19 protein-coding genes are annotated in these 25,021 nt (G+C 36.3%); 5 read left to right on the top strand and 14 right to left on the bottom strand.

All coding sequences use genetic code 11. The features are described from left to right. Positions 1-108: 108 nt before the first annotated feature. Positions 109-534: a MarR family winged helix-turn-helix transcriptional regulator gene (locus ACSVDH_RS05800; RefSeq protein ID WP_439248815.1), complete on the top strand. Its 426-nt coding sequence runs from the start codon at positions 109-111 to the stop codon at positions 532-534. A gap of 74 nt (positions 535-608) precedes the next feature. Here the strand turns inward: ACSVDH_RS05800 and ACSVDH_RS05795 are convergent, their stop codons facing one another. After that, positions 609-2,108, bottom strand: a complete 1,500-nt coding sequence (locus ACSVDH_RS05795) for an alpha-amylase family glycosyl hydrolase (protein WP_439248814.1) — start codon at positions 2,106-2,108, stop codon at positions 609-611. 158 nt (positions 2,109-2,266) lie between these two features. Between ACSVDH_RS05795 and ACSVDH_RS05790 the strand changes: the two genes are divergently transcribed. Further along, positions 2,267-4,024: an alpha-glycosidase gene (locus tag ACSVDH_RS05790; RefSeq protein WP_439248813.1), complete on the top strand. Its 1,758-nt coding sequence runs from the start codon at positions 2,267-2,269 to the stop codon at positions 4,022-4,024. Positions 4,025-4,026: 2 nt separating this feature from the next. Here the strand turns inward: ACSVDH_RS05790 and ACSVDH_RS05785 are convergent, their stop codons facing one another. Beyond that, positions 4,027-4,899 (bottom strand): AraC family transcriptional regulator, encoded by an 873-nt coding sequence (locus ACSVDH_RS05785; protein WP_439248812.1) that lies wholly within the window; start codon positions 4,897-4,899, stop codon positions 4,027-4,029. Between the two features lie 122 nt (positions 4,900-5,021). Here ACSVDH_RS05785 and ACSVDH_RS05780 point away from each other — a divergent pair, with 122 nt between their 5' ends. Next, the gene (locus ACSVDH_RS05780; RefSeq protein ID WP_439248811.1) at positions 5,022-6,380 is read left to right on the top strand and encodes an MATE family efflux transporter; all 1,359 of its coding nucleotides are present in this window, start codon (positions 5,022-5,024) and stop codon (positions 6,378-6,380) included. A gap of 61 nt (positions 6,381-6,441) precedes the next feature. Here ACSVDH_RS05780 and asnB read toward each other — a convergent pair whose 3' ends face one another. After that, positions 6,442-8,292: an asparagine synthase (glutamine-hydrolyzing) gene (asnB, locus tag ACSVDH_RS05775; RefSeq protein WP_439248810.1), complete on the bottom strand. Its 1,851-nt coding sequence runs from the start codon at positions 8,290-8,292 to the stop codon at positions 6,442-6,444. Positions 8,293-8,510: 218 nt separating this feature from the next. Between asnB and ACSVDH_RS05770 the strand changes: the two genes are divergently transcribed. Next, positions 8,511-9,071: a DUF2777 family protein gene (locus ACSVDH_RS05770; RefSeq protein ID WP_439248809.1), complete on the top strand. Its 561-nt coding sequence runs from the start codon at positions 8,511-8,513 to the stop codon at positions 9,069-9,071. A gap of 593 nt (positions 9,072-9,664) precedes the next feature. On the opposite strand, the gene ACSVDH_RS05765 is transcribed toward ACSVDH_RS05770, so the two are convergent. The 8 genes from ACSVDH_RS05765 to ACSVDH_RS05730 form a co-directional block, all read right to left on the bottom strand. Further along, complete coding sequence (locus ACSVDH_RS05765; RefSeq protein WP_439248808.1) at positions 9,665-10,435, bottom strand: class I SAM-dependent methyltransferase; 771 nt, start codon at positions 10,433-10,435, stop codon at positions 9,665-9,667. A gap of 320 nt (positions 10,436-10,755) precedes the next feature. Next, positions 10,756-11,607, bottom strand: a complete 852-nt coding sequence (locus ACSVDH_RS05760) for a YitT family protein (protein WP_439248807.1) — start codon at positions 11,605-11,607, stop codon at positions 10,756-10,758. 421 nt (positions 11,608-12,028) lie between these two features. Continuing rightward, positions 12,029-13,051, bottom strand: a complete 1,023-nt coding sequence (locus ACSVDH_RS05755; protein WP_439248806.1) for a GlgC family sugar phosphate nucleotidyltransferase — start codon at positions 13,049-13,051, stop codon at positions 12,029-12,031. 36 nt (positions 13,052-13,087) lie between these two features. Next, a complete protein-coding gene (locus ACSVDH_RS05750; protein ID WP_439248805.1) occupies positions 13,088-14,227 on the bottom strand; it encodes a glucose-1-phosphate adenylyltransferase in 1,140 nt (379 codons plus the stop codon). A 708-nt stretch (positions 14,228-14,935) separates the two neighbouring features. Then, positions 14,936-15,217: an AbrB/MazE/SpoVT family DNA-binding domain-containing protein gene (locus tag ACSVDH_RS05745; RefSeq protein ID WP_439248804.1), complete on the bottom strand. Its 282-nt coding sequence runs from the start codon at positions 15,215-15,217 to the stop codon at positions 14,936-14,938. Between the two features lie 54 nt (positions 15,218-15,271). Beyond that, the gene (locus tag ACSVDH_RS05740; protein WP_439248803.1) at positions 15,272-16,144 is read right to left on the bottom strand and encodes an aminoglycoside 6-adenylyltransferase; all 873 of its coding nucleotides are present in this window, start codon (positions 16,142-16,144) and stop codon (positions 15,272-15,274) included. 763 nt (positions 16,145-16,907) lie between these two features. Beyond that, on the bottom strand, positions 16,908-17,054 hold the full coding sequence (locus ACSVDH_RS05735) for a hypothetical protein (protein ID WP_439248802.1): 147 nt from the start codon (positions 17,052-17,054) through the stop codon (positions 16,908-16,910). 1,420 nt (positions 17,055-18,474) lie between these two features. Continuing rightward, positions 18,475-21,408 (bottom strand): PAS domain S-box protein, encoded by a 2,934-nt coding sequence (locus tag ACSVDH_RS05730; protein ID WP_439248801.1) that lies wholly within the window; start codon positions 21,406-21,408, stop codon positions 18,475-18,477. A gap of 260 nt (positions 21,409-21,668) precedes the next feature. Here ACSVDH_RS05730 and ACSVDH_RS05725 point away from each other — a divergent pair, with 260 nt between their 5' ends. After that, on the top strand, positions 21,669-22,397 hold the full coding sequence (locus tag ACSVDH_RS05725) for a GntR family transcriptional regulator (protein ID WP_439248800.1): 729 nt from the start codon (positions 21,669-21,671) through the stop codon (positions 22,395-22,397). A 63-nt stretch (positions 22,398-22,460) separates the two neighbouring features. Here the strand turns inward: ACSVDH_RS05725 and ACSVDH_RS05720 are convergent, their stop codons facing one another. From ACSVDH_RS05720 to ACSVDH_RS05710, 3 genes are read right to left on the bottom strand one after another with little or no spacing between them, the layout of a single operon-like run. Further along, the gene (locus ACSVDH_RS05720; RefSeq protein ID WP_439248799.1) at positions 22,461-23,282 is read right to left on the bottom strand and encodes a PfkB family carbohydrate kinase; all 822 of its coding nucleotides are present in this window, start codon (positions 23,280-23,282) and stop codon (positions 22,461-22,463) included. Between the two features lie 15 nt (positions 23,283-23,297). Then, on the bottom strand, positions 23,298-24,176 hold the full coding sequence (locus tag ACSVDH_RS05715) for a carbohydrate ABC transporter permease (protein WP_439249143.1): 879 nt from the start codon (positions 24,174-24,176) through the stop codon (positions 23,298-23,300). Between the two features lie 7 nt (positions 24,177-24,183). Next, entirely contained in the window at positions 24,184-25,008 is an 825-nt protein-coding gene (locus tag ACSVDH_RS05710) for a carbohydrate ABC transporter permease (RefSeq protein WP_439249142.1), read from the bottom strand. Positions 25,009-25,021: the final 13 nt, after the last annotated feature.

Genomic DNA, 25,021 nt, shown 5'->3' with positions numbered 1-25,021 from the left:
TTAGGCTAATCAAAAGGTTAGCCTTTTTTCATTTTCATCAGGCAAATTGACATTAAGATGGCTTCAATCTAAACTTATTTTAAGACAATAATTGGGAGTTTAGATGAAATGAACCTAGCATTAGATGACTATATCAGTATTTATATCCATCAATCCGACTTAATTTTTACAAGCTACATTAAAAGTAAACTGGCCCCGCTTAATATTGCACCAGAACAAAATTTAATTATGATGCTGCTGTGGAAACAAGATGGCCTAAGTCAAAATGAGGTTGCGGAAAAGCTCGACAAGGATAAAACAAATATTGCCAGAATGGCTCACGGCCTCGAACAAAAAGGATTTATCAACAGGTTCAGCTGTCCAAATGACCGCCGAATTCAGCGATTATATTTAACTGAAGCTGGACGGCAATTAAGTCAGCACGTTATTCCGATCGCTGAAGAATTTCATGAAACGCTTTGTAAAAATATCTCCGAGGAAGAGTTGCTGCAGCTACGAAGCATTCTCTCAAAGATGAGAGAAAATTTAAAATGAATGTTCTTGTTCGCCATTTTTAATACTTAAGTGATCGTCAATAAGAGCTGACCAACCGGATCAGCTCTTTTCCATTACTCTTTTCTTTTCCCTCGCTTTTTTGCCAGCACTAAAAACACAATAAACAAAACGGGTACAAGAATAAACACACTAATAAACGGCAGATTCAAGCCCTTTTTTTCGTTCACTTCATAAATCTCAGCTATTTCGCGATCAAGGATAAACTCATATTCTCCATTTTCTTCTTCAAATGTATCACCCGTTAATAATCCTTGAAGCTCTTTATTTTCAGCAATATCAGCCTCAGGGATCACGACCTTTTGTGAAGCAGATGTATTGTTGATCGCTACAATAACTGTTTCGTCCTCAAGTGTCCGTGTAAAAATGATCATACCATCTTTTTCATACAAGACATGATAATCCCCTTTAGTCAGGGCTGGCAGACTGTTGCGAATCTTTGCCAGCTTACCAATATAATCAATCAATTCCTCATCAGATTGAAAATTCATAAGCGGGCGATTTTCAGGAGGCTCTCCCCCATTCAAGGCAATTTCTGTTCCATAATAAACGAAAGGTGTTCCAGGAATCGTGTACATATAGGATAATGCCATTTTCAAGCGAATGCCTGGATGCTGGTTATTTCCAACTGATTTTCTCGTAAAGCGGACATCATTATCACTATCAAGATAGGTTGTCAGTGCAGGTGATGAATTCTCTACAACGTCTGTCATAGCCGCAAAAGGCAGATCAACCTTTGCAAACATGTCTGATGCTTCTTGAAAAAATTGTTCATTTAGAATGGAATCAAAACCTGACTCAAGGTACATAGATTCATTGCCAGAGGCTAGCAATGAACCGATTAAATAAGCATCGTTGTTTACCTTTTTCATCTCGCTATAAAATAGCTGCCAAAATTCTGTTTCACTCGTATCAGGATGATTGATGTAAAAACCATCTGCGTTTGTTTCCTCAAGCCACCATGCAGCTGTTTCAATTAAATAATCTCTCGTTTCTTCGTTTTCAGTCGCGAGATCAGGTAATCCGTTAACCCAACCGTTTAAGCGGTTTTCTTGATCTTGGACATCTGTTAAGTCATCTTTTTGATGGAACCATTGCTGCTTTTCCTCGATCCAAGGATGATTCGGTCCAACATGGTTTGCGACAAACTCTATGATGACCTTCATCTCCCGTTTATGGGCCTCTTCAACCAACCGCTGGAGATCTGCCATGCTTCCAAAATGTTCTTCTACCTGTTTATGGTTTTCAACAAGATTTCCAGTATAATCTTCACTAGCCATAACGGATGATAAAGCGATTGCGGTAAAGCCCATTTCTTTTAAATAATCGAGCTTTTTTATAACCCCTTCTAAGTCTCCGCCATGATAGGCAGCGGGATCCTGTAAATTTCGATCTTTCCCGTCATTATGTGGATTACCGTTATTAAAACGATCAACAACTATGTAATAAACGATTTCCTCCTGCCATGGATGTTCTTCTTTTTCAGCTGCACTTACTGGTAAGGCGTAAAAAAGAAGAAACGGAATGAGTAATCGTATGAAAGCCTTTCTAACCATTTAATTTCCGTTCCTCCTAAACTCAAGGTTTTTTCACTCTATTGTTAAGAGTAGCGCTTTCACTTATCGAACGTCAAACGGAAATTGGTTATTTTTCTAAATATGTGTCAATTATATTGATAGTTTGAATCTATGAAAGGCTCATAAAGGAGGAATCTATGTTTAAAGAGGCCATTTACCATCGACCAAAAAATCAATTTGCCTATGCCATTAATGAACATGCCTTACATATTCAGTTAAAGGCAAAACGAAACGACATACATTCTATTACCCTTTATTATGGCGACCCGTTTGAATTTGAAGACCACCGTTGGAAGCATTCTACTGTCGATATGCAAAAGAGCGGAAATGATGATTTATTTGATTACTGGGCTGTTGAAGTCATTCCGCCTCAGCGCCGTATGCGTTATGCCTTTCAATTAAAAAATCATGAACAAGAGTTGTTTTACACAGAAAAAGGGTTCAGTGATACGGTTCATGATGATTTTTCAGCTTATTTTTGTTTTCCGTTTCATCACCCGTCAGATTGTTTTTCTGCTCCAGAATGGGTGAAAAACACGATTTGGTATCAAATTTTCCCTGATCGGTTTGCAAATGGAAATCCAGAAAATGATCCGCATGGGACACTGCCATGGAATAGCACGGAACCAACAGCTTCCACAATCTTTGGCGGGGATTTTGACGGGGTTATCGAGCGGCTTGATTATTTAGTTGATTTAGGAATCAATGGAATTTACTTTACACCTATTTTCAAAGCTCGTTCCAATCATAAGTATGATTCAATTGATTATATGGAAATCGATCCGCAATTTGGCGATAAGAACACATTTAAACGATTGGTGTCCGAATGTCATAAACGCGGGATAAGGGTTATGCTTGACGCAGTGTTTAATCACTGCGGCGAGGAGTTTCCAGCTTTTCAGGATGCTTTAAAAAATCGTGATGCCTCTCAATATAAGGAATGGTTTCACTTTTCTTCCTTAACTCATGAAGGTGAACCGCATTATCATACCTTTGCATTCGAAAAGAAAATGCCAAAATTAAATACCCAGCATCCTGATGTCAAAAAGTATTTGCTGGAGGTTGGACAATATTGGGTTCGGGAGTTTGGAATCGATGGGTGGAGATTGGATGTGGCAAACGAAATTGATCATCAATTTTGGCGGGATTTTAGGCAAGCAGTGAAAGCCATTAATAAGGATGTTTATCTTGTTGGCGAGGTTTGGCATGATGCTTTGCCATGGCTTGCGGGTGATCAATTCGATGCAGTCATGAACTATCCGTTAGCAAACCATCTTCTCCGCTTTTTTGCTTACGATGCTATAGGTGCCGAACAATTTAGTCACGACCTGCAAAACTGCCTTCATCAATACCCAAAACCTGTACATGAGGCTGCATTTAATTTAGTTGGAAGCCATGATACACCTCGATTATTAAATCTAGCAAGAATGAATCGACAAAAGGTAAAGCTGTTGACAGCTTTTCAGCTCAGCTTTCTTGGCTCCCCCTCTATTTACTATGGGGATGAAATTGGACTGACCGGCGAGCAGGATCCCGGCTGCAGAAAATGTATGGTGTGGGAGATGGAGCACCAGGACCATGACATGCTGAACTTTTTTAAAAAGCTGATCAACTTGCGGAAGAGCTACCCTATCTTAGCAAATGAAGGAAAATTTAACATCTTGGCTGCTGAAAATGAACGGAATTATCTCTGCTATAGCAAAGAAAATGAGCATCAGCTTTTCATTGCTGTTATGAATAATCATCCTTCAACACAAACTCTTCCCTTGCCTCTAGACTTACATGATAAAACCATCCTTGATCTATGGAGGATGGAAGAGTTTGCAGCACATGCCAACGAGCTTTCCGTCACATTAGAGCCCTATGATTTTACTTTTTTGCTGATCACTAAATAAGTTCAACTTCTTTGCTGTCTCCTATGAATCACTTTCCGATACTCAAGAGGGCTTATGCCCTCAATTCTTTTAAAGAGCTTTGAAAAATAGGTTGAATCAATAATCCCTACTTCCTGTGAGATGTTTGCTACTTTATCATCAGTAGTGGCCAGCAGTTTTTTCGCTTGATTCATTCGATATTGATTTAAATACATATTTGGTGTGACACCGATGACTTTTTGCATACATCGTGTGATATAATCAGGATGAAAATGAAGGGTATTCGCGATATCTTCCATCTTGATCTCCTCTTTAAATTTCTCCTGAATATATTTAACCGTTTCTTCAACAACACGCTCTGCAGCAGAAGGGATTTTGCAGGCCTCCTTTTGTAAATGGAGAAGAAATTCTTGAAAATACAGCTGCTGCCTTAATTGATAATCAGGTGTTTGATGATCCATGCTCATTAAGTTATCAAAAATATTTTCTACAAACTTCATATTCTGGGTTTCTCCAAAACTTGGAAGGCAAAAACGATACGATGCCGGAGTCACAAAGTCTCCCTCTGATTCTTGGATATCCGCCCAATTCTCAATCCCTTCCTCTACAAGCTCGTGATCTAAAGGAATTAAAAAATGCAACCAATAATATTCCGTCTTTACTTGGCATTCCTTATGGCCAAAATGTTCAAACCCCGGCACTAAAATGATGTATTGCCCCTCACCAACAGTATAAGGAGTTTGATCCTCGGTTATATATAATTCTCCTGACTTCACATAGATCAAATCAAACACTGTAAATACCCTTTTAAAATGTTTGGCTCCCTTTTCAAATACCGCATACCCGCCTTTTATTAAGGTCGGAAATGGCGGAACCTTAAATGCAATGTAAGCCATACGGCATCTCCCTTATAGTCGTATTTCTCCAAAAGTTGTCGTTATCCTCTCTTTCTATTATACTACAACGTCTGTAAACTAAGTAAGAATTGTTAACGCATAATCGAAGGAGTTGAGAGAAAATGTCATTAGGAAAACCAGATCGTAAAATGACATTATTTGCTCTAACATGGCCAATTTTTATAGAAGTAATGCTCCATATGTTATTAGGGAGTGCTGATACACTGATGCTAAGTCAATATTCTGATAATGCAGTAGCAGCTGTTGGTGTATCAAATCAAATTTTATTTCTGATCATTGTCATGTTTGGTTTCATTGCAACAGGTACGACAATTCTTGTTGCTAGGTATTTAGGTGCGAATAATTTTAGAGAAGCGAAAGAGATTTCGTCTGTATCTCTTTCAGCAAACTTTTTAATAAGCATGATTATTAGTGTAGCTATTGTCATAGCAAGTGAAGAGATTCTATTACTGATGAATCTTCCTAGAGAACTATTGCCAGAAGCAACTATTTATTTACAGCTTGTAGGGGGCTTCTCCTTTATTCAAGCATTGTTTATGACAGCAAGTGCCATTCTTAAAAGCTATGGCTATACAAAGGATACGATGTATATCACAATTGGGATGAATATTATCCATATTATAGGTAACTACTTTTTTATTTTCGGTCCATTCGGCTTACCTGTACTCGGAGTTCCAGGTGTTGCGATATCAACAGTTGTATCACGTATAATAGGTTTAATTGTCATCGTTTATGTATTGAAGAAACGTGTTCACTTTACGATCAATCTTAAAGAGCTGTTTAAGCTGCCAGGACACCATATTAAAAACCTTTTGCATATCGGTGTACCTACTGCAGGTGAACAACTTTCTTATAACACTTCCCAGATGGTAATAACATTTTTTATCACCATGTTAGGAACAGAGGCATTAACAACAAAAATTTACACACAAAATCTCATGATGTTTATGATGTTGTTTAGCTTAGCAGTCAGCCAAGGGACACAAATATTAATTGGTTATTTAATAGGAGCGAAGGATTATGATGCCGCTTATACGAGGGGATTAAAAAGTCTCTATTCAGGGATTCTAATTTCTACGCTAATGGCCATCATCTTTAGTATATTTTCTGATCCCCTCCTTGGCATTTTTACAACCAATGAAAATATTTTAGAAATTGGCGGTATTCTTGTTCTTCTAACGATATTACTTGAGCCTGGCAGAGCTTTTAATATGGTTTTAATTGGATCACTCCGCGCTGCCGGAGATATCCGTTTTCCAACTTATATGGGGATGCTGTCCATGTGGGGTGTAAGTGTACCGGTTGCCTATCTATTAGGCATTCACTTTGATTTAGGACTTATCGGCGTTTGGATAGCATTTATAGCAGATGAATGGCTTCGAGGAATTATTATGCTTCATCGTTGGAAATCACGGGCTTGGATGACTAAAAGTTTTGCTCAGAGACCCGTCACACAATAAATAAAGGATAGACTAAGGGACTGCATGTTTGCAGTCCCTTGCTACTTTAATCTTACATTTTTTACCGCTCATCAATATTAATCTTATAGGTTTCAAACCATACATGTATTTGTGCTAGGTGTGCTAAAAGCTGCGGTCCTGACATTAGCTGGCCAAACCAAGGAACCTGGAATGCTTTTCCTTCTGATTCAATAATATCTTGTAAGGCCTGTTTATTTAATAATACATGTAAGATTGAATCTTTTTTGGCTGAAAGTGAAGAAAGCCAATTTTTCACCAGCCTTGTATATTCCGGGTTATGTGTCTTCGGATATGGACTCTTTTTTCGATACAATACTTCATTCGGAAGAATTCCCTCTAATGCTTTACGCAAGATTCCTTTTTCACGATCACCATGCATCTTTACTTCCCAAGGGATATTCCATACATATTCAACCAAGCGATGATCCGCAAATGGAACGCGAACTTCTAAGCTCGCTCCCATGCTCATCCGATCTTTACGGTCTAATAAATTTGTCATAAACCAATGCATATTTAAATAAAAGAGCTGGCGCCGTTGTGCTTCTAATTCCGATTCTCCATCAAGAAGCGGGGTTTCATTAACCGTTTCTTGATAACGTGCTTGCACATATTCATGTAACTTTAGCTTTTCCTGCCATTCTGGTTTTAACAGCTTTATTCTTTCATCGGTTGAACGCATCCAAGGAAATGCCGATCTTGCTAAATCATCTGGTCGGTGAAACCATGGATATCCTCCAAAAATTTCGTCTGCACACTCCCCAGACAAGCTAACGACAAATTCCTTTTTGATCTCCCGGCAAAACCAAAGCAGCGAAGAATCAACATCAGCCATACCTGGTAAATCACGTACAATGGTCGCTTCGATTAAGTTATCCACTAATTCCTGCTGGGCAATCACACAGCGATGATGTACTGTATTGAATGTTTCACTCATCTTATTAATCCATGGAGCATCGGAATTTGGCTGAAACTCATTTGCTTTAAAGAATTTATCATTGTCCTCATAGTCAATCGAGTACGTATGGAGTCTGCCTTTTCCTTCCTGCTTGTAATGCTCCGCGGCTACCGCTGTAATCGCGCTTGAATCGACCCCACCGGAAAGAAACGTACATAAAGGCACATCTGATACAAGCTGCCGTTTCACGGCATCTGTAAATAGGAAGCGGACCTTTTCAGCTGTCTCATCCAATGAATCCTCATGCGGCTTGCTTTCGACATTCCAATAGCGCCATTTCTTTAACCCATTTTTTGTAAAGGTAAGGGCATGAGCAGGGCGAAGTTCATCGATTCCTTTAAAAACGCCATTTCCCGGAGTTCTGGAAGGGCCTACACCAAATATTTCTGACAAGCCTGTTTTATCTAACACTGCTGAAACAGATGGATGGGCTAAAATCGCTTTTAATTCTGAACCAAAAATAAGCGATCCGTTAGCTTCCTTGTAAAATAAGGGTTTAACCCCTAAACGGTCCCTGCCTATGAATAACTTCTCCTTTGCAGAATCCCAAACCGCAAAGGCAAAAATCCCATTTAAATGGTGAACACATTCCTCTTCCCACTCAATATAGGATTGCAGCAAAACTTCAGTATCTGAATGACCTTTAAAGGTGTATCCTCTTGCTAACAGGACCTTTCTAATATCCTCTGTGTTATATAGTTCACCGTTATAACAAATCGTATAAGAATTCCCTTCCTTTGTCCGGGTCATCGGCTGAATGCCGCATTCCGGGTCAACAACAATTAATCGTTTGTGACCAAATAAGACATTTCCTTCTCCCCATATGTTTGTGTCATCTGGCCCCCTTTTCGCCAAGGTTTCTGTCATCTTTTTAACAGTATCCTGTTTATGAAGGATATTTTCTCTAAAGTTTATCCATCCGGTGATCCCACACATTGATGCATCATCTCCCTAGGGTAAATTATCATGTTTGTTAAACACATCACGTCCCATTACTTCTGGCAGATTGTATTGTATGCCCATCTTAATCAATTGTTGAATTGTCCCAGAAAATTCTGTTCATGCATAAACCTGATCACTTTTGTCTAAAACGTTGATAACAGTATTTCCATAACTATCGTTACATGTTTCACAATCACTGGAGGGTTTAATGAATGTATTCTTCTAAACGAGCAGACTTATTATTAAATCAAAAACGTTCGTACGTTATTGGCTTAATCGAAGTAACGAACGAACAATATGTCATATATGATGATATGAATGATGAACTTCATTTATTAGAAGAGATTCAAGATAATTATTTAGAAATTTTAAGTCCTCACGGGTGGAAACCCGGAAAATGGCTGGGGTTAGGGAAGGTGAAAACAGAGCTTGGCTTAACATCATTGAATTGCGGGGATACCGTTCGTATCAGAAAAAGGCTGCCTATTGCACTTGATGAAATGCTAAAGGAGCTTCACGATGAAACCTTTATGCGCCTGATTAGACAGCTTAACAGCTTATCATTCTCGCCTTTTGATTGTATATATTCCTATAACCATCTCTATTTTTTAAAAAATAAAGTACATAAAAAGGGGGTTTCCTTTTATCAATTTGATAATGAAAATACTATTTGCGGTCTACAGCATCATTTTGAGCGGGGTGTTCATTGCTCAGACCGATTTGAATTTACGACCAGTCTTGGAGAAAGAGGGCTTATAAGTTCTAAGTATTAGTCATAGAAGCTCCTCGCGATGACTAGGATTGATTAAAAAGGAAAATCCAACTAAAAATGAAGATAAGATCTATTTTCGGGCGCCATGATCAATGTGAAGGCGCCCTATTTCATTGAAAAAGAATCTTCATCCCTCAGTTGAACCTCTATTTTTCACAATCATTAAATTAATATTTCTTTTGTTACAAACGGATTGCTGAATGAGGTTTTAAATCGTTTATAAACGGGTATTTACTACTAAACACCAAGAATAGGAGGTTGGATATGCTTGATAAAAATGACTACTTCCTTTTTTCTAGAGAACTCGAACGCTTAATGAGCGATTTTAAACGATGTAATGATCCATCTGTTAAAAAACTTATAAAACTAGAAATACACCATTTACGTTCTATACTGGAAGATCGTAATTAAGTTCTTTTGTAGCACAATATTTAAACGTATTGCATAGGCATTTTATCTATATTTCCTTTTATGAAAAGTGCTCCCACAATTAATCTTAATCTTAAAAAGATAAATTGCTCCAACAATAATTTCAAACAAGCCGTATGAACCTATAAATATTAATGTTTATTCCTCTTGCCACTTTCATTTGTTTTATTCTTTCGTTGCACTTACCAGAATTGCCTCCCCAATGAATGAAGTAATTTGAGTATCATTTATTTGAATCCGAAATTTTCGTTTTACCTTTTCTGTAGTCTTGAGGATAAATTCGTTTAAATCGGCTTTCTGCGAATCTGATAAATGCATCCGATCACACCAGTTCTCAAATTCAAATCGTTTTTCGAAACGATGCCATTCTTGTATTTCAAACCCATTTAATTCTAGCTTTTGAAGCCACTCTGATTTTTTCCAAGCCCGGTAATGGCTATAGTCCCTCATTTTTTCAAGAGTATTATAGAATTGATCGAATTCCTCATCCTCGGGAGCGACATTATCATCCAATAAGAAAGTTCCTCCGTGTTTTAACACACGATAAACCTCGCTAATAAATTGTTCAATGTTTGGGAAATGATGCGGGGCTATACGACACGTAACGAGATCAAACGTTTCGTCAGGAAAAGGCAATTTTTCAGCATCACCTTCAACAAACACAACATTATCATGTCCGTTTTCTTTTATAAACCTTTCAGCAGCTGATAACATTTCAGGTGTTAGATCCAAGGCCGTTACCTTTTGAACATGCGGAGCAAGAGCATTTGCTGTATGTCCACCCCCTGTAGCTACGTCAAGAACCTCCTCGCTTCCCGTTACATGAGCCATTTCAACGAGTTTTTTCAAATCCCCGCCTTTACGGTGTCCTTTGCTTATTACATAATGATTCGCACTGCGACCAAATTGCTGTTGAACATCCTTTTTAATATCCATCGTTTTCCTCCTTCACTTAAATGCTAGTGAATTTGTTCTATATCAGTTTCCAATTCATGGTGATTTCACTCTTATACTATTACTATATTCGAAAATAAAAATAAGAAAATGATAACTTATTTATAAGTGGCGATAAGGAAATGTTATCACCAGTAAGTAGTCAACCAACTTCATCTAAAATTCGATAAGATAAATTTTTGGAATAGACAATTTATATTTAGATACAAGAAGTTAATGGTATAAAAAAAAGAGCCAATAGCTCCTTTCAAATTCAACAAAAAATTTTATTCAACTTATGGAATGTGAATACCACTCCCAGTTTACAAATTCTCCATTTGCAATGCTGTTTTCGATTGATCGCGATTAAATAAACCCATCACATCAACAGTCTGTGTAATATTTACAAATGCGTTCGGGTCAACCTCACGAATACATTGTTTCATATCAGCAAGTTCGTATCGGGAAATAACGGTCATCAATATCTTGCGCTTAATTTGTGTATAGCCGCCCTCTCCGTCCATAATCGTAATTCCGCGGTAAAGCTGACTTAAGAGCTTATTACGAACTTCTTCGCCTTTGTCCGTAATAATAGTGACTGTTAATTTCATGTGGTGAGTATGAATGGAATCAATTACTTTCCCTGTAATAAAAATTGACACTAATGTATAAAGAGCAGAATCCCAATTTAGTAGGAATCCTGAAACCAAAATAACAATTCCGTTTAATCCTGTCAAAATAGCTCCTATTGGGAAATCCATTTTCTTAGCTAGTATCATTCCGATTATGTCAAAACCGCCTGTGGATCCTGAGTATCTCAATATTAAGCCGATTCCAATGCCAGACAATACTCCGCCAAAAATGGATGAAAGAATTGGGTCTGAGCTAACCGCATACACCGGTAAGTAGTAAAGGGCTGCCGAAAGAACAATAACACTCAAAATGGTATAGGAGATAAATCGTTTTCCAAGCTTCATCATCCCTAAAATAAGCAATGGCAAATTCAATAATAAATTCATTGCCCCAGTATCAAAAGGTGTTAATAAGCCAACAATTATGGCAATCCCACTAATTCCAGCACTCAACACTTCGTGTGGGATCAGAAATTGATTATAGGCTATTGCTATTAATAGAGAACCAATAAAAATGACGATTGGTCTAGTCAAATCCCTCATCCTTTCAAATAAAGACAAGACTAATATTTATTCATTATGAGAGAATTATAATCGATTTTAAAGAAAACGAAAATTTAAAAGTTTATTCTGAAAATATATTCAAAAGCTATTGATATAAACATTATCAAAAGGATAATAATATGTATCAAGAAAAAATAAGCACTTTTGTAAAACGCTTTCAGGTGAATAAATATTAATAATAATGCATTAATATTATCTTGAACTTATAAAAAAACACTATCCTTTTTATTCTTTTACGAAGGATAGCGTTTTTTCGTTGAATTACCTTAGGTTGGTACCCATCATGAAGTGAGACCTGCCTAAAATGGAGTTAAATTCATTCATATCTTTGAGCTCTAGAACATTCGCTAAACCTCCTGTTTTACAAACGGCATTCATCCTGATGCGACAAATGCCGCAATTACAAATTCATCAAAGAGCCTTGTACGGTTCCTTTTGGGATTACATTAGGATTCTCAATATCACCAACTAATTGTATATTTCTTTCTATCTTTACGTCTTTATCTAAAATAACGTAGTTTAATAAGCTGTTCTCTCCAACGCAGCTTTTTTGCATGACAATGCTATTTTTAACAATTGTACCTTTTTCAATCTTAACCCCCCGGAAGATTATACAGTTTTCCACATATCCTTCAATGACACACCCATTGGCAATCATGGAATTTTTTACAACAGCTGTTTTTGTATAGCGCGTCGGAGGTTCATCTTTTGCTTTTGTGTAGACGGGTCTATCCTTTACGAATAGCAGCTCCCAGATTGGCCGATTCAACATTTCCATGCTGCTGTTGAAGTAGGAAGAAATGTCGGATATAACCGTTGTATAGCCTTCATGTTCATAACGGGAAAAGCTATATTTCGAAGAAAAGGATTGAAGGAACTCACTTAATGTTTTCACATGGAAACTTTCTTGATGAATTAAATCAATCAATAAAGCTGTTTCTAAAATGTACAGATGAAGCGATTGTTCTTTGTGATAAACTTCTGTAATATGAGCATTTGAGCGAATATGATAATCCAGAACATCCTTAAAATCAATATTGCAAATCGTGCAACTATTGGTAATGACCGCATATTTTTGCTTGCTTCGCAAAAAGTAATCAATATGGTAACGCAATTGGGAAACGATGGAAGATTGATCTAATGGATAATCTGCCCTTGGGGGGAAAACAAAGAGACCGTCTCTTTTCCGAGCCAAATCCCATTGTTTGCCTGAACCAAGATGGTCTAATAACGAACGGGAGTTAATTTTCGGAAAAAGCGCAACGCTATAGATGCCGGAGTTAACCAGATTAGATAACATAAAATCAACTAAACGGTATCTTCCCGCAAACGGAATTGCAGAGAATGTACGGTGAGTTGTTAAAGGCTTTAATTCATCTGTGTATGGTGATGCATCAATAATTCCCAACATTTGCTTATTCATTGCGTTCATCTCCTTCGTTTGCTTAATAGTCTCGTCTTATAACGCAGAAAGCAATTCTTCGGAAACTAAAATAACCTCATCCTTTTCTGAATCAGCGCGAATGATTGTGCCGTCTGGAACATGCATCTCTGGAGGAATAATTACATTTTCAATATAAACATCAGCTCCTATTTTAGCATCCGTCATCACAACAGACTTTTTGACAACCGAATGCTCTCCAACCTGGGCTCCCTGGAACAGAACGGAATGATAAATATTTCCTTCTACAATACAACCCTCGTTAATTAAGGACTCAACGACCTCAGCAGCAGGGGCGATATATTGGGGAGGCTGATTTGGATTAACAGAGTAAATGCGCCATGATTGTTCAAATAAGTTCAGTTGTGAATTCACCGATAGTAAATCCATATTTGCCTCCCACAAACTTTTCACAGTCCCTACATCTTTCCAGTATCCTTTAAACGGATATGCAAAAAGCTTTCTCTTTTGTTCCAAAAGCAAAGGAATGACGTCTTTTCCAAAGTCGTGATTCGAATTTGGGGCGTGCGCATCTATTTCGAGATACTTGTTTAAAATAGACCATTTAAAAATATAAATGCCCATTGAGGCTAAATTATTCTTTGGGTGATCAGGTTTTTCCTGAAACTCCAAAATTTCCAACCTTACATTTGTACTCATAATAACGAAACGGCTTGCTTCTTCCCAAGGTACTTCGATAACAGAAATTGTGACATCTGCCTCTTTTTCAATATGGAAAGCAAGCATTTCACTATAATCCATCTTATAAATGTGATCTCCTGATAGGATAAGCACATACTCCGGCTCATATTGTTTTATATAATTAATATTTTCATGGATTGCACTTGCTGTTCCTTTATACCATCGGACTCCTGAAGATTCCGAATAAGGAGGCAATACAGTGACCCCGCCTTCTGGACGGTCAAGGTCCCATGCACTTCCAATCCCGATATATGAATGCAGTACAAGAGGCTGATACTGCGTCAAAACTCCTACTGTTTCAATACCTGAGTTTGCACAATTACTCAAAGTAAAGTCAATGATGCGATACTTACCGCCAAATGGAACAGCCGGTTTAGCTAAATTTTTGGTCAGAGAGCTAAGACTGCTCCCTTGTCCACCTGCCAGCAGCATTGCAACGCATTTTTTTTTGACCATCTTTTTTCTCCCCCCTTTTGATTTCTGAGTACATAATATACGTAAACCTAATGATAGAATATTCATTTCACTATGATAAATTTTTCCGTGAAATTCCCCTTCCATTCAGCTCTTTCTAGCTTATAACACCCGAACCTCCAAAAGACACGGCATGGCTATTCATGACTACTATGTATGACTTAGATAGCGGCACACCGGCTGTTTATAATTTTCAGAATATTAATGCCGATATTTCGTGTAAGCGTTTTCTTATCGGACGAAAAATAATTTTTCGGAAAACATTATAAACAAAGGAACAGCTAGCAGAAACACTATGACCAAACACTTCCAACTTAATATTATGTTAGAAGCCACCCATAAGTGGAACCACTTGGTGCCTTTTTATTAAAGTTTAAAAAAGTATTCAATCGATCTATAAGGTTTTATATAAAATGTAAACATTTTTTGTTGCTTCTATTTTGAGGTCTAAAAACAACTTTTTGTTTCATTTATATTCTTTAAAATTTTTATTAGACGTTGGCAAATCAATGCTCAACGTCTTTAATGTTAATTTATTTTTACAAAGTACTGAGTTAACTTTTCCATTTTTATCGTTATGCCACAAATTGTATGCGAATTCTAGTATTTTCAAGAGTTTAATAGTTTGTAACTTTTTATAACAGAATTGTTCATTAATGAAATCCTGCATAAAAGAAATATAAATCTGCTTTAAACCTTTTCAAGGCATTGTTCTAATTCCTTCATGAGGAGATTAGCACCTTCACGACTTAACGTGATTTTTCCGTTAGCGATAATAAGATTTTCATCTGAAATTTCTCCAGTAATGATACATTCCTTTTTTTCCTTAAATTTCTTCAAAATAATTTGATCGTTATTAACGTAAATCTCTACTGGATCTCCAACACCTATCCTAAAAACTCTGCGCAATTCAATTGGAAGGACAATTCTTCCTAATTCATCCACTTTTCGTACTACCCCTGTTGCTTTCATAAAACTCTCCCCTTTACAATATTTTTCCATCCCCAAATACCAAAGAGGCTAAGCTTATAGAAAAATAGCTGCTTTAGAAGTTTTCTTAACTTCATGAAGATATTTCCTTACATTATTTTCTGTATGATAAGGGTATGGATATCCTAGCTTGGTGCCAACCTCTACCCCTAATCGCTTAAAAAGATCAGCTGTTCTAAATATTCCATTCCAATTATTCTCTATGTTAGTCTCAGCAAATATCGTTTCAAGTTCCCTCCAGGTTTGCGTATCTAAATAACTTTTTAACCATCTGCCAGTTTTATTAGGATTTACATTCCAACCGTGTTGTACACCAATGTACCAGTCTGTTACTTTTTGAAATAGCATATTAAAACGTATTACGTTGTCTAACATAAATTTGGAAAAATATCGTTCATCATGCAAAAGATTCTTTGCCGCATAAGTTGCATTCCACCAAAAGTCATTCATAAGTTTAGTGTATTCTTCTTCTGTTGGTTTTTTGGTGACAAATGCTGAGTATGATGGAGGTTTTATACCGTGTGTGAGGTTATCTTTATCAAGTAATACCTTATAGCCATTATCATATACAGGAGGTAGTCGAGATGCATTAACAAGTTGCTTTACTGATTCATTTGTTGAAATTTGAAAATCAATCCTTACTCCGTCTTCATAAAGAACTAAACGTGTAACCCAATTTTCACTAACAACAGCCTTTAATGGTTGCAGAGATACTATTGTACCAAAATCCCCAACCCATTCATCACTTAAAAAAGGTTGTAAGTCGTTAACAAACAGCTCAACATTAAAGTCAGAAAACAGATCCCTAGAAGCTTCAGGGTTTGCAAGAGAATTTGTAAGAATGATTGTTCGAATTTCTTCATTACTCTTAGCCCAATTAAGCATCATGCTAATTTTTTCCACATCCATAGGTATCACCTCTCTGAAATTACTTTACTCAATTTACTAGAAAACCTAATAAAAAGGAGTTTTGAGGATCATGTTGAGTTAGGAAGTTTATTAGAAAAGCGCAAGCGCCTTGATCAGCCTAGGGCAAATAAGACGATTTAGAATAGAAGGCGTTCTTTGCCTTCCATTCTAAATCGGCTAGATCCTAGAGGGGCTAGGCGCTGGAGCTAGACACAAAAACTAAGTACAAAAAGTTATACTTTCTTAAACTTGTTAGAAAAACGTGGCTTATCGCTAAGTCCTAATGGCGAAAGCCTTAGTTTTTTTCTTATTCTATCATCCATAAAATCTTTACTTTCTGATAGTATAAAAAAACCGTGATAGCTGAATGACTAAAAACAGGGATTAGAGTAGACTAAGATTTTTTACCATTCATACTAGAACTCTTTTAAAGTTCTTATTGGGATGTTAGGGATATAGTCAGATTTTTATGGCAGCACCTCCTTTTTGGATAGAACGAGATCAACCTAGTTCATTAGCATTTTCTTATATAAATACTATCAAGGGGTAACATCGGATTTTAACTATTTTACATTTTTGAACTTTATGAACAAAAACACTTAGCTTTCTCGCTAAATCGTGTGGATAGAAAAAGTAGTTTTGGAGGGTTCATATAGAGTGGTGGGCATAAATAAAAGCATTGATTACTAAAATCAAAATCAATTTAAATTGGTATTAACGTTGGAAAGTTAGGAACGCCTTTTTTATATAGCATAGTTTATTTTTAATCGTATTGCTTTAAATGAAAATAGCCGCATTTAGCGCAACGAATAGTGCCGGCTGCGTAATTTATTACATATGGCTTTTCTTTTTCACATTGAGGACAAAATCTTACATTCGTTTGTACTATTTTTTCAGTTGTTCCATTCATATCAATACCCCTTTCCACATAGTTTAAAAAGTGAATTCTTTAAATGGGATCTTCTTTACCTTTTTAATAAAAATCGTGTTGATATTTGTCCTAATAATAACTAATTTTTCATATTTTGTAAATATTCAAAATAATTTGAATTGTAAGTTTTATGCTAATTTTCCTCGTTATTTCTTTCGATTTCAACAAATTCCGCCTATTTTAGTTATCAAAGCTATGAAATATTTCCTCAAGTCATTCTCTCTATCTATACTTCTTTATATCAACTTAATTGCTTTTTAATAACAATCTATCTCCTCCAAGTTTGAGAGAATGCATTTATCACAACAAATAGCGACCTTACTCATCTTAATTAGAATGGTGAGGTCGCTTATACTATTTTCTCATTCATTATATTAATCCTTTCGTTTTATCTAAGTTGGTGTTTTTAAAAAAGCCCCTTACCATTAAGTTTAGCCTAAGAAAAATAGAACTTTTCATAACTTGCACTTTATAGATTTTCGAGTGGCATCTCCTCCCATATTATATGTTTGAATGTTGATGTTTCAATCCATTCCGCTGGAAAGTCATTTCCACATTTTTCACAAAAAACAGATTTCATCTCAGAGATACAGACAACACTATCACCTTGTTCAAAAAATCGAAAACAGTCATGGCAAAACCAAGAATTAGTTTTCATCTCCATTTCATTTCACTCCCCTGAGAGAGGATATTTTTTGGATAAAAAATTCTAACATTCTTAATCCCCAGCGCATAGAAATACGCCTTCGCCTAACTTATTTCATTGGAATCACCTTCTCATTCAAATTGCTTTAAAGCTTGTCCCATGTACAATTCTGCACACATTACATTTGACTGATTTACTGGTAACTCCCTCATTCTTCATGGTCAATTACGTCTCGTAAAATGTCTCCATTTATTACCTCCTTTTTTGGGTCTTGTACTTATTATACATTATAGACATATTATTGTGAACTTTCCAAAAAATCAGAAAATTAATAGTTTTATACGCTTTTTCTACTTATTTCTCCCTTTTTCTATCAATTTCTTATGTTTTTAAATTTTTTAAATGAATCCATTATATTGTTAGCATCGTTCATTTTTACAGGTGGACCAAAACGGGATTTTTTATACCAAAATCAATATCAATTGCTGAAAAAATAGTTTCAAAATGATCTCTAAATCGAATAATACTTGTATGTCAACAGACTTTCTTAAATGTATGTTGTTTCCAGCAAACTTATATGAGAGTTTTCATAGTAGATTTTCGGCGTATTCCTTTTATTTTGGGCATATTATATGGTCCAATCGTTCACTTTTCTTTTTATGTAAATGTATTTGTATTCAGACTGTAACATGGTATTACGCGTATCTCGATCACCCCCATGATGAGATGTTTGGATTATTAAATGCCTTCTGTTTATTCTAAAATCACTTCTTCTAACGGAGGGATGGGTAAAATAACATTAACGATTGTTCCTTTATTGATTTCACTTTCAATCGTAATTTTCCCTTGATGCTCTTCAATGATTTTATAACACATCATTAATCCTAACCCTGTTCCTTTTTCTTTGAGGCTATAAAAAGGTTCTCCGAGATATGGAATACGCTCTTTTGGGATCCCGCATCCTTGATCAATACAACGAATGACAACGTGGTTGGGATCGTGTTTCATTACATGAACCACAATTTTCCCTCCACATTTCATCGCTTCAATAGCGTTTTTTATGATGTTAATAAATACTTGTTTTAATTGGTTCACATCACATCGAATCAATGGAATGTCGGCTTCCGTATCAATGATAATTTGTATATTATTCATGGTTGCTTCAGGATAAACAACAACTGAAACCTGCTCGATTAACATTCGTAAATCTTGAAGTTGAATGGTGACAGCCTGCGGCTTTGCTACTGCCATAAATTGATTGGTAATGGATTCAATTCGATTAATCTCAGATGCCATCACATCCAAATACCATAAATTGCTCTCATCTATAGAAGATTGTAACAAACTTAGAAATCCTTTGAGAGAAGTTAACGGATTTCGAATCTCATGAGCAATTCCTGCTGATAATTGACCGACTACAGCAAGCTTCTCCGATTTTCTTAATAATTCTTCCGTTTGCTTCAGTTCTGTGATATCACGTCCTATCATCACTAGTCCTTTACGTCTGCCATCAGGATAAAAAATGGGAACCTTTATAACATCAAAAATAATTGATTGGCCGTCAGGTTGTGGAATCACTTCTTCACTTCGGGTAATATGGCCATTTTCCCACGTTTCTTGATCTGATTTTTCACAACAAGAAAATGTATCTCTATAGAGTTTATTGTATAGAGATAGTTCGCTATTTTTTTTCCCCTGATAAGGAACATTCTCAAACTGAAAGTAGGAAATGGTGGTATCGTTCGCTTCAAGCCATCTTCCCTCACCATCTTTAAAGACAACAACGTCAGGCATGGCATTAATTAAAGTGCGTAATCGTTTCTCGCTTTCTTTCAATGCTTCTTCCATGCGTTTTTGTTCCGTAATATCCCTTAAGATGGATACAAAAGCTGTCACATTCCCCTTCGCATTTACAATTGGGGAGACGAAACTGCTAACATCAATGAAACTTCCATCTTTTCGCTGCCTAATCGTTTCAAACGACATAACATGCCTGTTATTCAATATTTTTTGAAGAATATCAGTATACTTGTCAACTAAATAGTCGGGAATAATAGGCTTTTTTCTTCCTATTACTTCTTGTTCAGTCCAACCAAATACTTCTTCAAAAGCTTTATTTACTTTTATCACATTGTGCTGTATGTCAAAAATAATAATAGAATCCACTGTATTTTTAAGAAATAAATCCAATTGTTGTTTGGTTGATTTTAGATCTGCTTCCATTTGTTTATTTTTGGTAATATCTTTTACAATCCCATGAACTCCAACAATCTCATTATCTATAATAATCGGGAAATTTTTTACTTTTAAATCTACCCGGTATCCATTTTTGTGCTTAATCGCCACCTCATATTCCTGTGGCTTTCCTTTTATTGTTGTTTTCAAATACCTTAATTTAACTTCTAGATATTCTGGAAGAACTAGTGATTTGAGCGCAATCTTTTGAAGTTCTTCAACTGTATATCCCACTATTCTCTCCAATGCCGGATTCGCATCTAATAAACTTCCCTGTAAATCACAAGAATAAACACCATCAGGATTATGATCAAAAAGTGATTTATAAAACTCAGTACATTTAATCGATTTTTTCACCTCAACTTGTTCCTTAACATCAAAATTAGAGGCTAAATTCCCGGAATTTATACTAGGTAAAGATTGGAATGTCTCTTCTATTGCTCTAGGGAAGGAATAATTTGGAGCAAAGTTCATATTCATAAAACTTGTTGGAGGAAAAACGTGAACAACAGCACCGATAGATATTCCTCCATAAATAAACGGGGTTAGCTCAAAACGCCAAATTCCATTTATATGTTCATATTCCCAATGTGTCCTTGACGTTAAGGATAATGATAGAGAAGGAGTGCTGACCAAGAAATGGTCCGAATCAATCAACCTTAGTTCATATAAGATAGAAGATGCTTTAATCACTTTCCATCCGCGATCTAAAACGGCTAAATAGGACTTTGACTGCAGTGAAATATTATAGTTTTGGTAATATTCAGATAACTTAAAGCGTTCCAACTTTAATTGGTTGCGCAGCATCCCACTTACATCTTGAGCCGCTGAAGTTACTACTGATAAAAAATGAGGATGGTTGACTGACCATAGTCCAGTCAAGTCAATGACTCCCAAAAGTTTTTTGGTAGCAGGGTCATAGATAGGAGCAGCTGAACATGTCCACTTTTGTACCTCATGGCAAAAGTGTTCTCCAGCAAACACTTGAATCGGAGAACCAGTAGCAATTGCGGTTCCAATGGCATTCGTACCTGCGTTTTTTTCTGCCCATGATGAGCCGGCGACAAAATTCATATCCTCAGCCTTGAGCATTAAAGACAAATCTCCGTCTAAATAAACGATATCTCCGGAAGGATTACAAAACGTTATCAAATGGCCGGAATCCATATACAAATCCTTTAATTTCGTTAGTACCGGTTTTAACGTACGAAATAAGGGGTCTGTAGACACATAATCCTTAATTTGTTCTTCACTGAGGGTAATAGAAGTCTTCCTTTGCAGCGGACTGATTCCTTGGTCTAAACAACGTTGCCATGATTCATACATTAAAGGGCGGATTTTTGGGGTATTGTTATTTCCTGAAATAAACTTTTCCCATTCACGCTCAAGCTTTAGCTTTTCTGCTTTCGAGCAAGTATGCTTATCAATAGCAGTTAGTTTATTCATTATCATACCTATTCCCCCAAATTAATGATTGTATAGAACAGATTTCTTTCAAATTATTCATTAAAGTTATGTATTTATAAATATTGTAAGCGCTTCCTGACAGATTGTAAATTTAAATATTTTTTATTATCCAATTGTTATCTTTTGTTTATGAGTAAATTTAGTATAAATTAAGTCTGATTTCCATTCATTACAAATTATTATACTTTCACTCATCATTTGTATTATAATATTATATAATGACTTATACAGAGGGGAGAAACTTCATGAAGTTAAACAATTCAAGTTCGCGCCCTTTATATGAACAATTATTGTTAAATATAAAGGATGGAATAAATAATAACGTATACCGTTTAGGAGAAAAAATTCCAAACGAAGCCGAGCTATGTGAAATTTATAATGTTAGCCGAATTACGGTAAGAAGAGCGATTCAAGAATTAGTAGATGAAGGGCTATTAGAGCGAAAACAGGGAAAGGGTACTTTTGTATCAAGAAAAAAAGTTTCCAGAGAATTAGTTACGGTCGAAGGGTTTTCTGACTTTAGCAAACAGCTTGGCAAAAATTCCTCGAAACGAATTTTGGCATGTGAAGAAATAAAGGCAACCGAAAAGATTGCCAATGACCTGCAAATCGCAATCGATTCTCCAGTTTTGAAGCTTTCGCGATTAATGTTACTTGATGACCAGCCATTTACCATTGATATTACTCATTACTCCCTTGAGCGCTTTCCAAAATTGACCGAACGGATCTTTGACTACGAATCTACTTATGATGTTTTAAAAAACATCTATCATATCGATATGAAAAAAACCTCTCAGACCAAAGTACTTACAGCAGTACCAGCTACAGAGGTGGAGGCTGAATATTTAGAATGTGAAATTGGTGATACCCTCTTTAATATTGATAAAACGGTATATGATGACCAAAAAATCCCGATTCATCTCTCTACTTTTAAAACGCCGACAACCCATATCGCTTTTACTATTTCAACATAGCAAAACCCTTAAAAGGGTCTGACTCAATTGAGTCAGACCCTTTTAAGACAGCCTCATTCCTTCTTACGCCATGAGTCGCTTTCCATGCCCAAATGCACCGTTTACCTCACAAGTTTTCGCTGCTTTTACTGCAGCAACCTTTAGAGAGTCTTTAACAGAATACCCATCGAGATAGCTTGTTAAAAACCCTGCGATAAAGGAATCACCTGCACCTAACGTATCAATTACAGTTGCTTTTTCAATCCCTTGTAAAAATCGGTGATGCGGATTCGCCATAATGACCCCTTTGGAACCTCGTGTCACAATAACATTTGGGGTACCTAATCTTTGGATGGTAATGATTAAGTCCTCAATTTCTGTATCTAGTAAATCGCTTCCCGAAACAAAGGCAAAGGTAAGATACGGACATACCTTTTTTAGCAAATCCTCTGTAAAATGATTTGAGAAGTCATATGAAATTGGTAACAGCTTTTGCAATAGCGGCAGCTCTTCATCAAGATTGCTGTATATACTTGTGTGCAACACATCATAGCGTTGGATATAGTCATAATCTTCTCGATTAAGCTTTAGTTTAAGCTTTGATTGAATGCCGCCTTTATTTGAACTAACAAATATTCGGTCTCCTTCATCATTCAGGTCTACATAAGCTTTTCCGCTTTCTCCATATGCTTTTCGAATGTTACGTATATCAACATGATTTACCTTTAAAGACTCCACAATATGCTCGCCTTCAATATCGTTTCCCACAATCCCGATAAAGGCAGTTTCTGCAGCACCATACTGTCTAGCTAAAACGGCTACATTCAATGCATTTCCTCCAGGAAACATTTCATTTCGGTCTTTATATATATCAACAACGTTATCACCAATAGCGATTAATCTCATATTCTTTCTCCTTTCTTACCCTTTCACACTGCCTGAAGCAAGTCCCCGGATAAAATATTTCTGCATAAAGATAAACAGGATGATAATCGGGGCCGCAGATATCATTAACCCTGCCAGCAGAACACCCCAATTTGTTTGTAAGGCATCACGAAATTGCATTAATCCTGCTGGGATTGTTTTTAACGCTTCAGTATCAACAAAAATTAACGCAAACATAAATTCATTCCATGTAAAGTAGGCTGTTAAAACAACCGCTGTTAATAAAATCGGCAAGTTCATAGGAATAAATATTTTTGTGAAAACTTTCCATGTATTACACCCATCAAGAAAAGCTGATTCTTCCAATTCTTTAGGAATCTCAAGAAAAGCTGCTCGAACCAGCAAAATTGTGATGGGAATCCGATAAGCAACATAGGGCAAAATTAGCGCTAAATACGTATCATGTATACCTAAAGCTTGGATCAATTTGTATAAAGGAACTAAGCTTACTTGAGGAGAAAGCATCATCCCGCCCATACAAAAAATGAGTAAGAAGTTTTTCCCTTTAAAATCAAATCTCGTTAGACCGTATGCGCCAAGAGCACTTAGGAAAACGGTCAAAAAGCAAGTGGTTACGGTGACGAATGTACTGTTAAAGAAATAACCTGAAATTCCTGTGTTCCATGCATCGATATAATTCGAAAACAACCATTGTTGTGGTAAGGACCAGCTATTAGAAAAAATCTCCTCAGTCGTTTTAAATGAATTAATGACCATCCAAAACAATGGGTATGCAATGATAATAAAATAGATAATTAAAATAGTATACAAAGGAACAGATCCAAGGATGGCTGTTTGCTTAATTTGTTTTCTTGTATTTGAACGATATTGATAGTCTATAGCTTCTCTTTTCATTTCCACATTAACCATCCCTTCCTGTTCTGAATAGTTTCATTTGGACGATTGAAACAAGTAAGGTGATCAGCAAAATGACGGTTGCAATTGCAGAAGCATACCCCATTTCATCTTTAAAGAACGCCGAATGATAAAGAAGTGTCCCTAGCACTTCACTTGCATTTCCAGGGCCGCCTCCTGTTAAAATGTACGGTTCATTAAAGACGGTAAAAGCTCCGGTTAGCGTAATTAAGGTGGCAACAAAAAACATTTCTCTCACTTGTGGAACCGTCACAGAAAGAAACTTGCGGATCTTGCCAGCCCCGTCAATCTCGGCTGCCTCATATAATTCTTTCGGAATACTTTGAATTGAGACGATAAATAGCATCATAATATAGCCAATACTTTGCCATTGTGAAACAGCAATTACGGCAAAGATCGCTGTTTCAGATTCTCCTAACCATGCTCTTGCCCATTCCTCAGCTCCTATTAAATGTAAGAAACTGTTTAATATTCCGATATCAGGGTTATATACAAAACTAAATAATAAAGCAATCACCGTTATCGAAATAACGACAGGGAGAAAAAAGATTGTTCGAAAAAAACTGCTAACAAATCTAGTCACAGGATCTTCAAGGATTGCTGCTAAAATAAGCCCTCCAAAGACCTGAAAGATGATGGATATAATCGCATACCAAAGATTATTTTTTAAAGCTATATAAAAAACCTCATCTTTAAATAGAGTAAGGAAATGTTCAAATCCAACAAATACTTTATCTGGAGAAAATGCTGAGAATTCATAAAAACTAAAGCGAAAATTTTCCACAATTGGATAATACACAAAAAGTCCCATTAAGAGAATACAA

It is taken from the genome of Metabacillus sp. Hm71 (assembly GCF_051842955.2).
GTDB lineage: Bacteria > Bacillota > Bacilli > Bacillales > Bacillaceae > Metabacillus.
The sequence above is the reverse complement of the archived record's forward strand: the minus strand, read 5'-3'. Positions and strand labels throughout refer to the sequence as shown.

Excerpts from the sequence above, each read along its gene's own strand:
- ACSVDH_RS05800 (WP_439248815.1), top strand. The coding sequence starts at position 109 with ATGAACCTAGCATTAGATGACTATATCAGTATTTATATCCATCAATCC.
- ACSVDH_RS05795 (WP_439248814.1), bottom strand. The coding sequence starts at position 2,108 with ATGGTTAGAAAGGCTTTCATACGATTACTCATTCCGTTTCTTCTTTTT.
- ACSVDH_RS05790 (WP_439248813.1), top strand. The coding sequence starts at position 2,267 with ATGTTTAAAGAGGCCATTTACCATCGACCAAAAAATCAATTTGCCTAT.
- ACSVDH_RS05785 (WP_439248812.1), bottom strand. The coding sequence starts at position 4,899 with ATGGCTTACATTGCATTTAAGGTTCCGCCATTTCCGACCTTAATAAAA.
- ACSVDH_RS05780 (WP_439248811.1), top strand. The coding sequence starts at position 5,022 with ATGTCATTAGGAAAACCAGATCGTAAAATGACATTATTTGCTCTAACA.
- asnB (WP_439248810.1), bottom strand. The coding sequence starts at position 8,292 with ATGTGTGGGATCACCGGATGGATAAACTTTAGAGAAAATATCCTTCAT.
- ACSVDH_RS05770 (WP_439248809.1), top strand. The coding sequence starts at position 8,511 with ATGTATTCTTCTAAACGAGCAGACTTATTATTAAATCAAAAACGTTCG.
- ACSVDH_RS05765 (WP_439248808.1), bottom strand. The coding sequence starts at position 10,435 with ATGGATATTAAAAAGGATGTTCAACAGCAATTTGGTCGCAGTGCGAAT.
- ACSVDH_RS05760 (WP_439248807.1), bottom strand. The coding sequence starts at position 11,607 with ATGAGGGATTTGACTAGACCAATCGTCATTTTTATTGGTTCTCTATTA.
- ACSVDH_RS05755 (WP_439248806.1), bottom strand. The coding sequence starts at position 13,051 with ATGAATAAGCAAATGTTGGGAATTATTGATGCATCACCATACACAGAT.
- ACSVDH_RS05750 (WP_439248805.1), bottom strand. The coding sequence starts at position 14,227 with ATGGTCAAAAAAAAATGCGTTGCAATGCTGCTGGCAGGTGGACAAGGG.
- ACSVDH_RS05745 (WP_439248804.1), bottom strand. The coding sequence starts at position 15,217 with ATGAAAGCAACAGGGGTAGTACGAAAAGTGGATGAATTAGGAAGAATT.
- ACSVDH_RS05740 (WP_439248803.1), bottom strand. The coding sequence starts at position 16,144 with ATGGATGTGGAAAAAATTAGCATGATGCTTAATTGGGCTAAGAGTAAT.
- ACSVDH_RS05735 (WP_439248802.1), bottom strand. The coding sequence starts at position 17,054 with ATGAATGGAACAACTGAAAAAATAGTACAAACGAATGTAAGATTTTGT.
- ACSVDH_RS05730 (WP_439248801.1), bottom strand. The coding sequence starts at position 21,408 with ATGATAATGAATAAACTAACTGCTATTGATAAGCATACTTGCTCGAAA.
- ACSVDH_RS05725 (WP_439248800.1), top strand. The coding sequence starts at position 21,669 with ATGAAGTTAAACAATTCAAGTTCGCGCCCTTTATATGAACAATTATTG.
- ACSVDH_RS05720 (WP_439248799.1), bottom strand. The coding sequence starts at position 23,282 with ATGAGATTAATCGCTATTGGTGATAACGTTGTTGATATATATAAAGAC.
- ACSVDH_RS05715 (WP_439249143.1), bottom strand. The coding sequence starts at position 24,176 with ATGAAAAGAGAAGCTATAGACTATCAATATCGTTCAAATACAAGAAAA.
- ACSVDH_RS05710 (WP_439249142.1), bottom strand. The coding sequence starts at position 25,008 with ATGGGACTTTTTGTGTATTATCCAATTGTGGAAAATTTTCGCTTTAGT.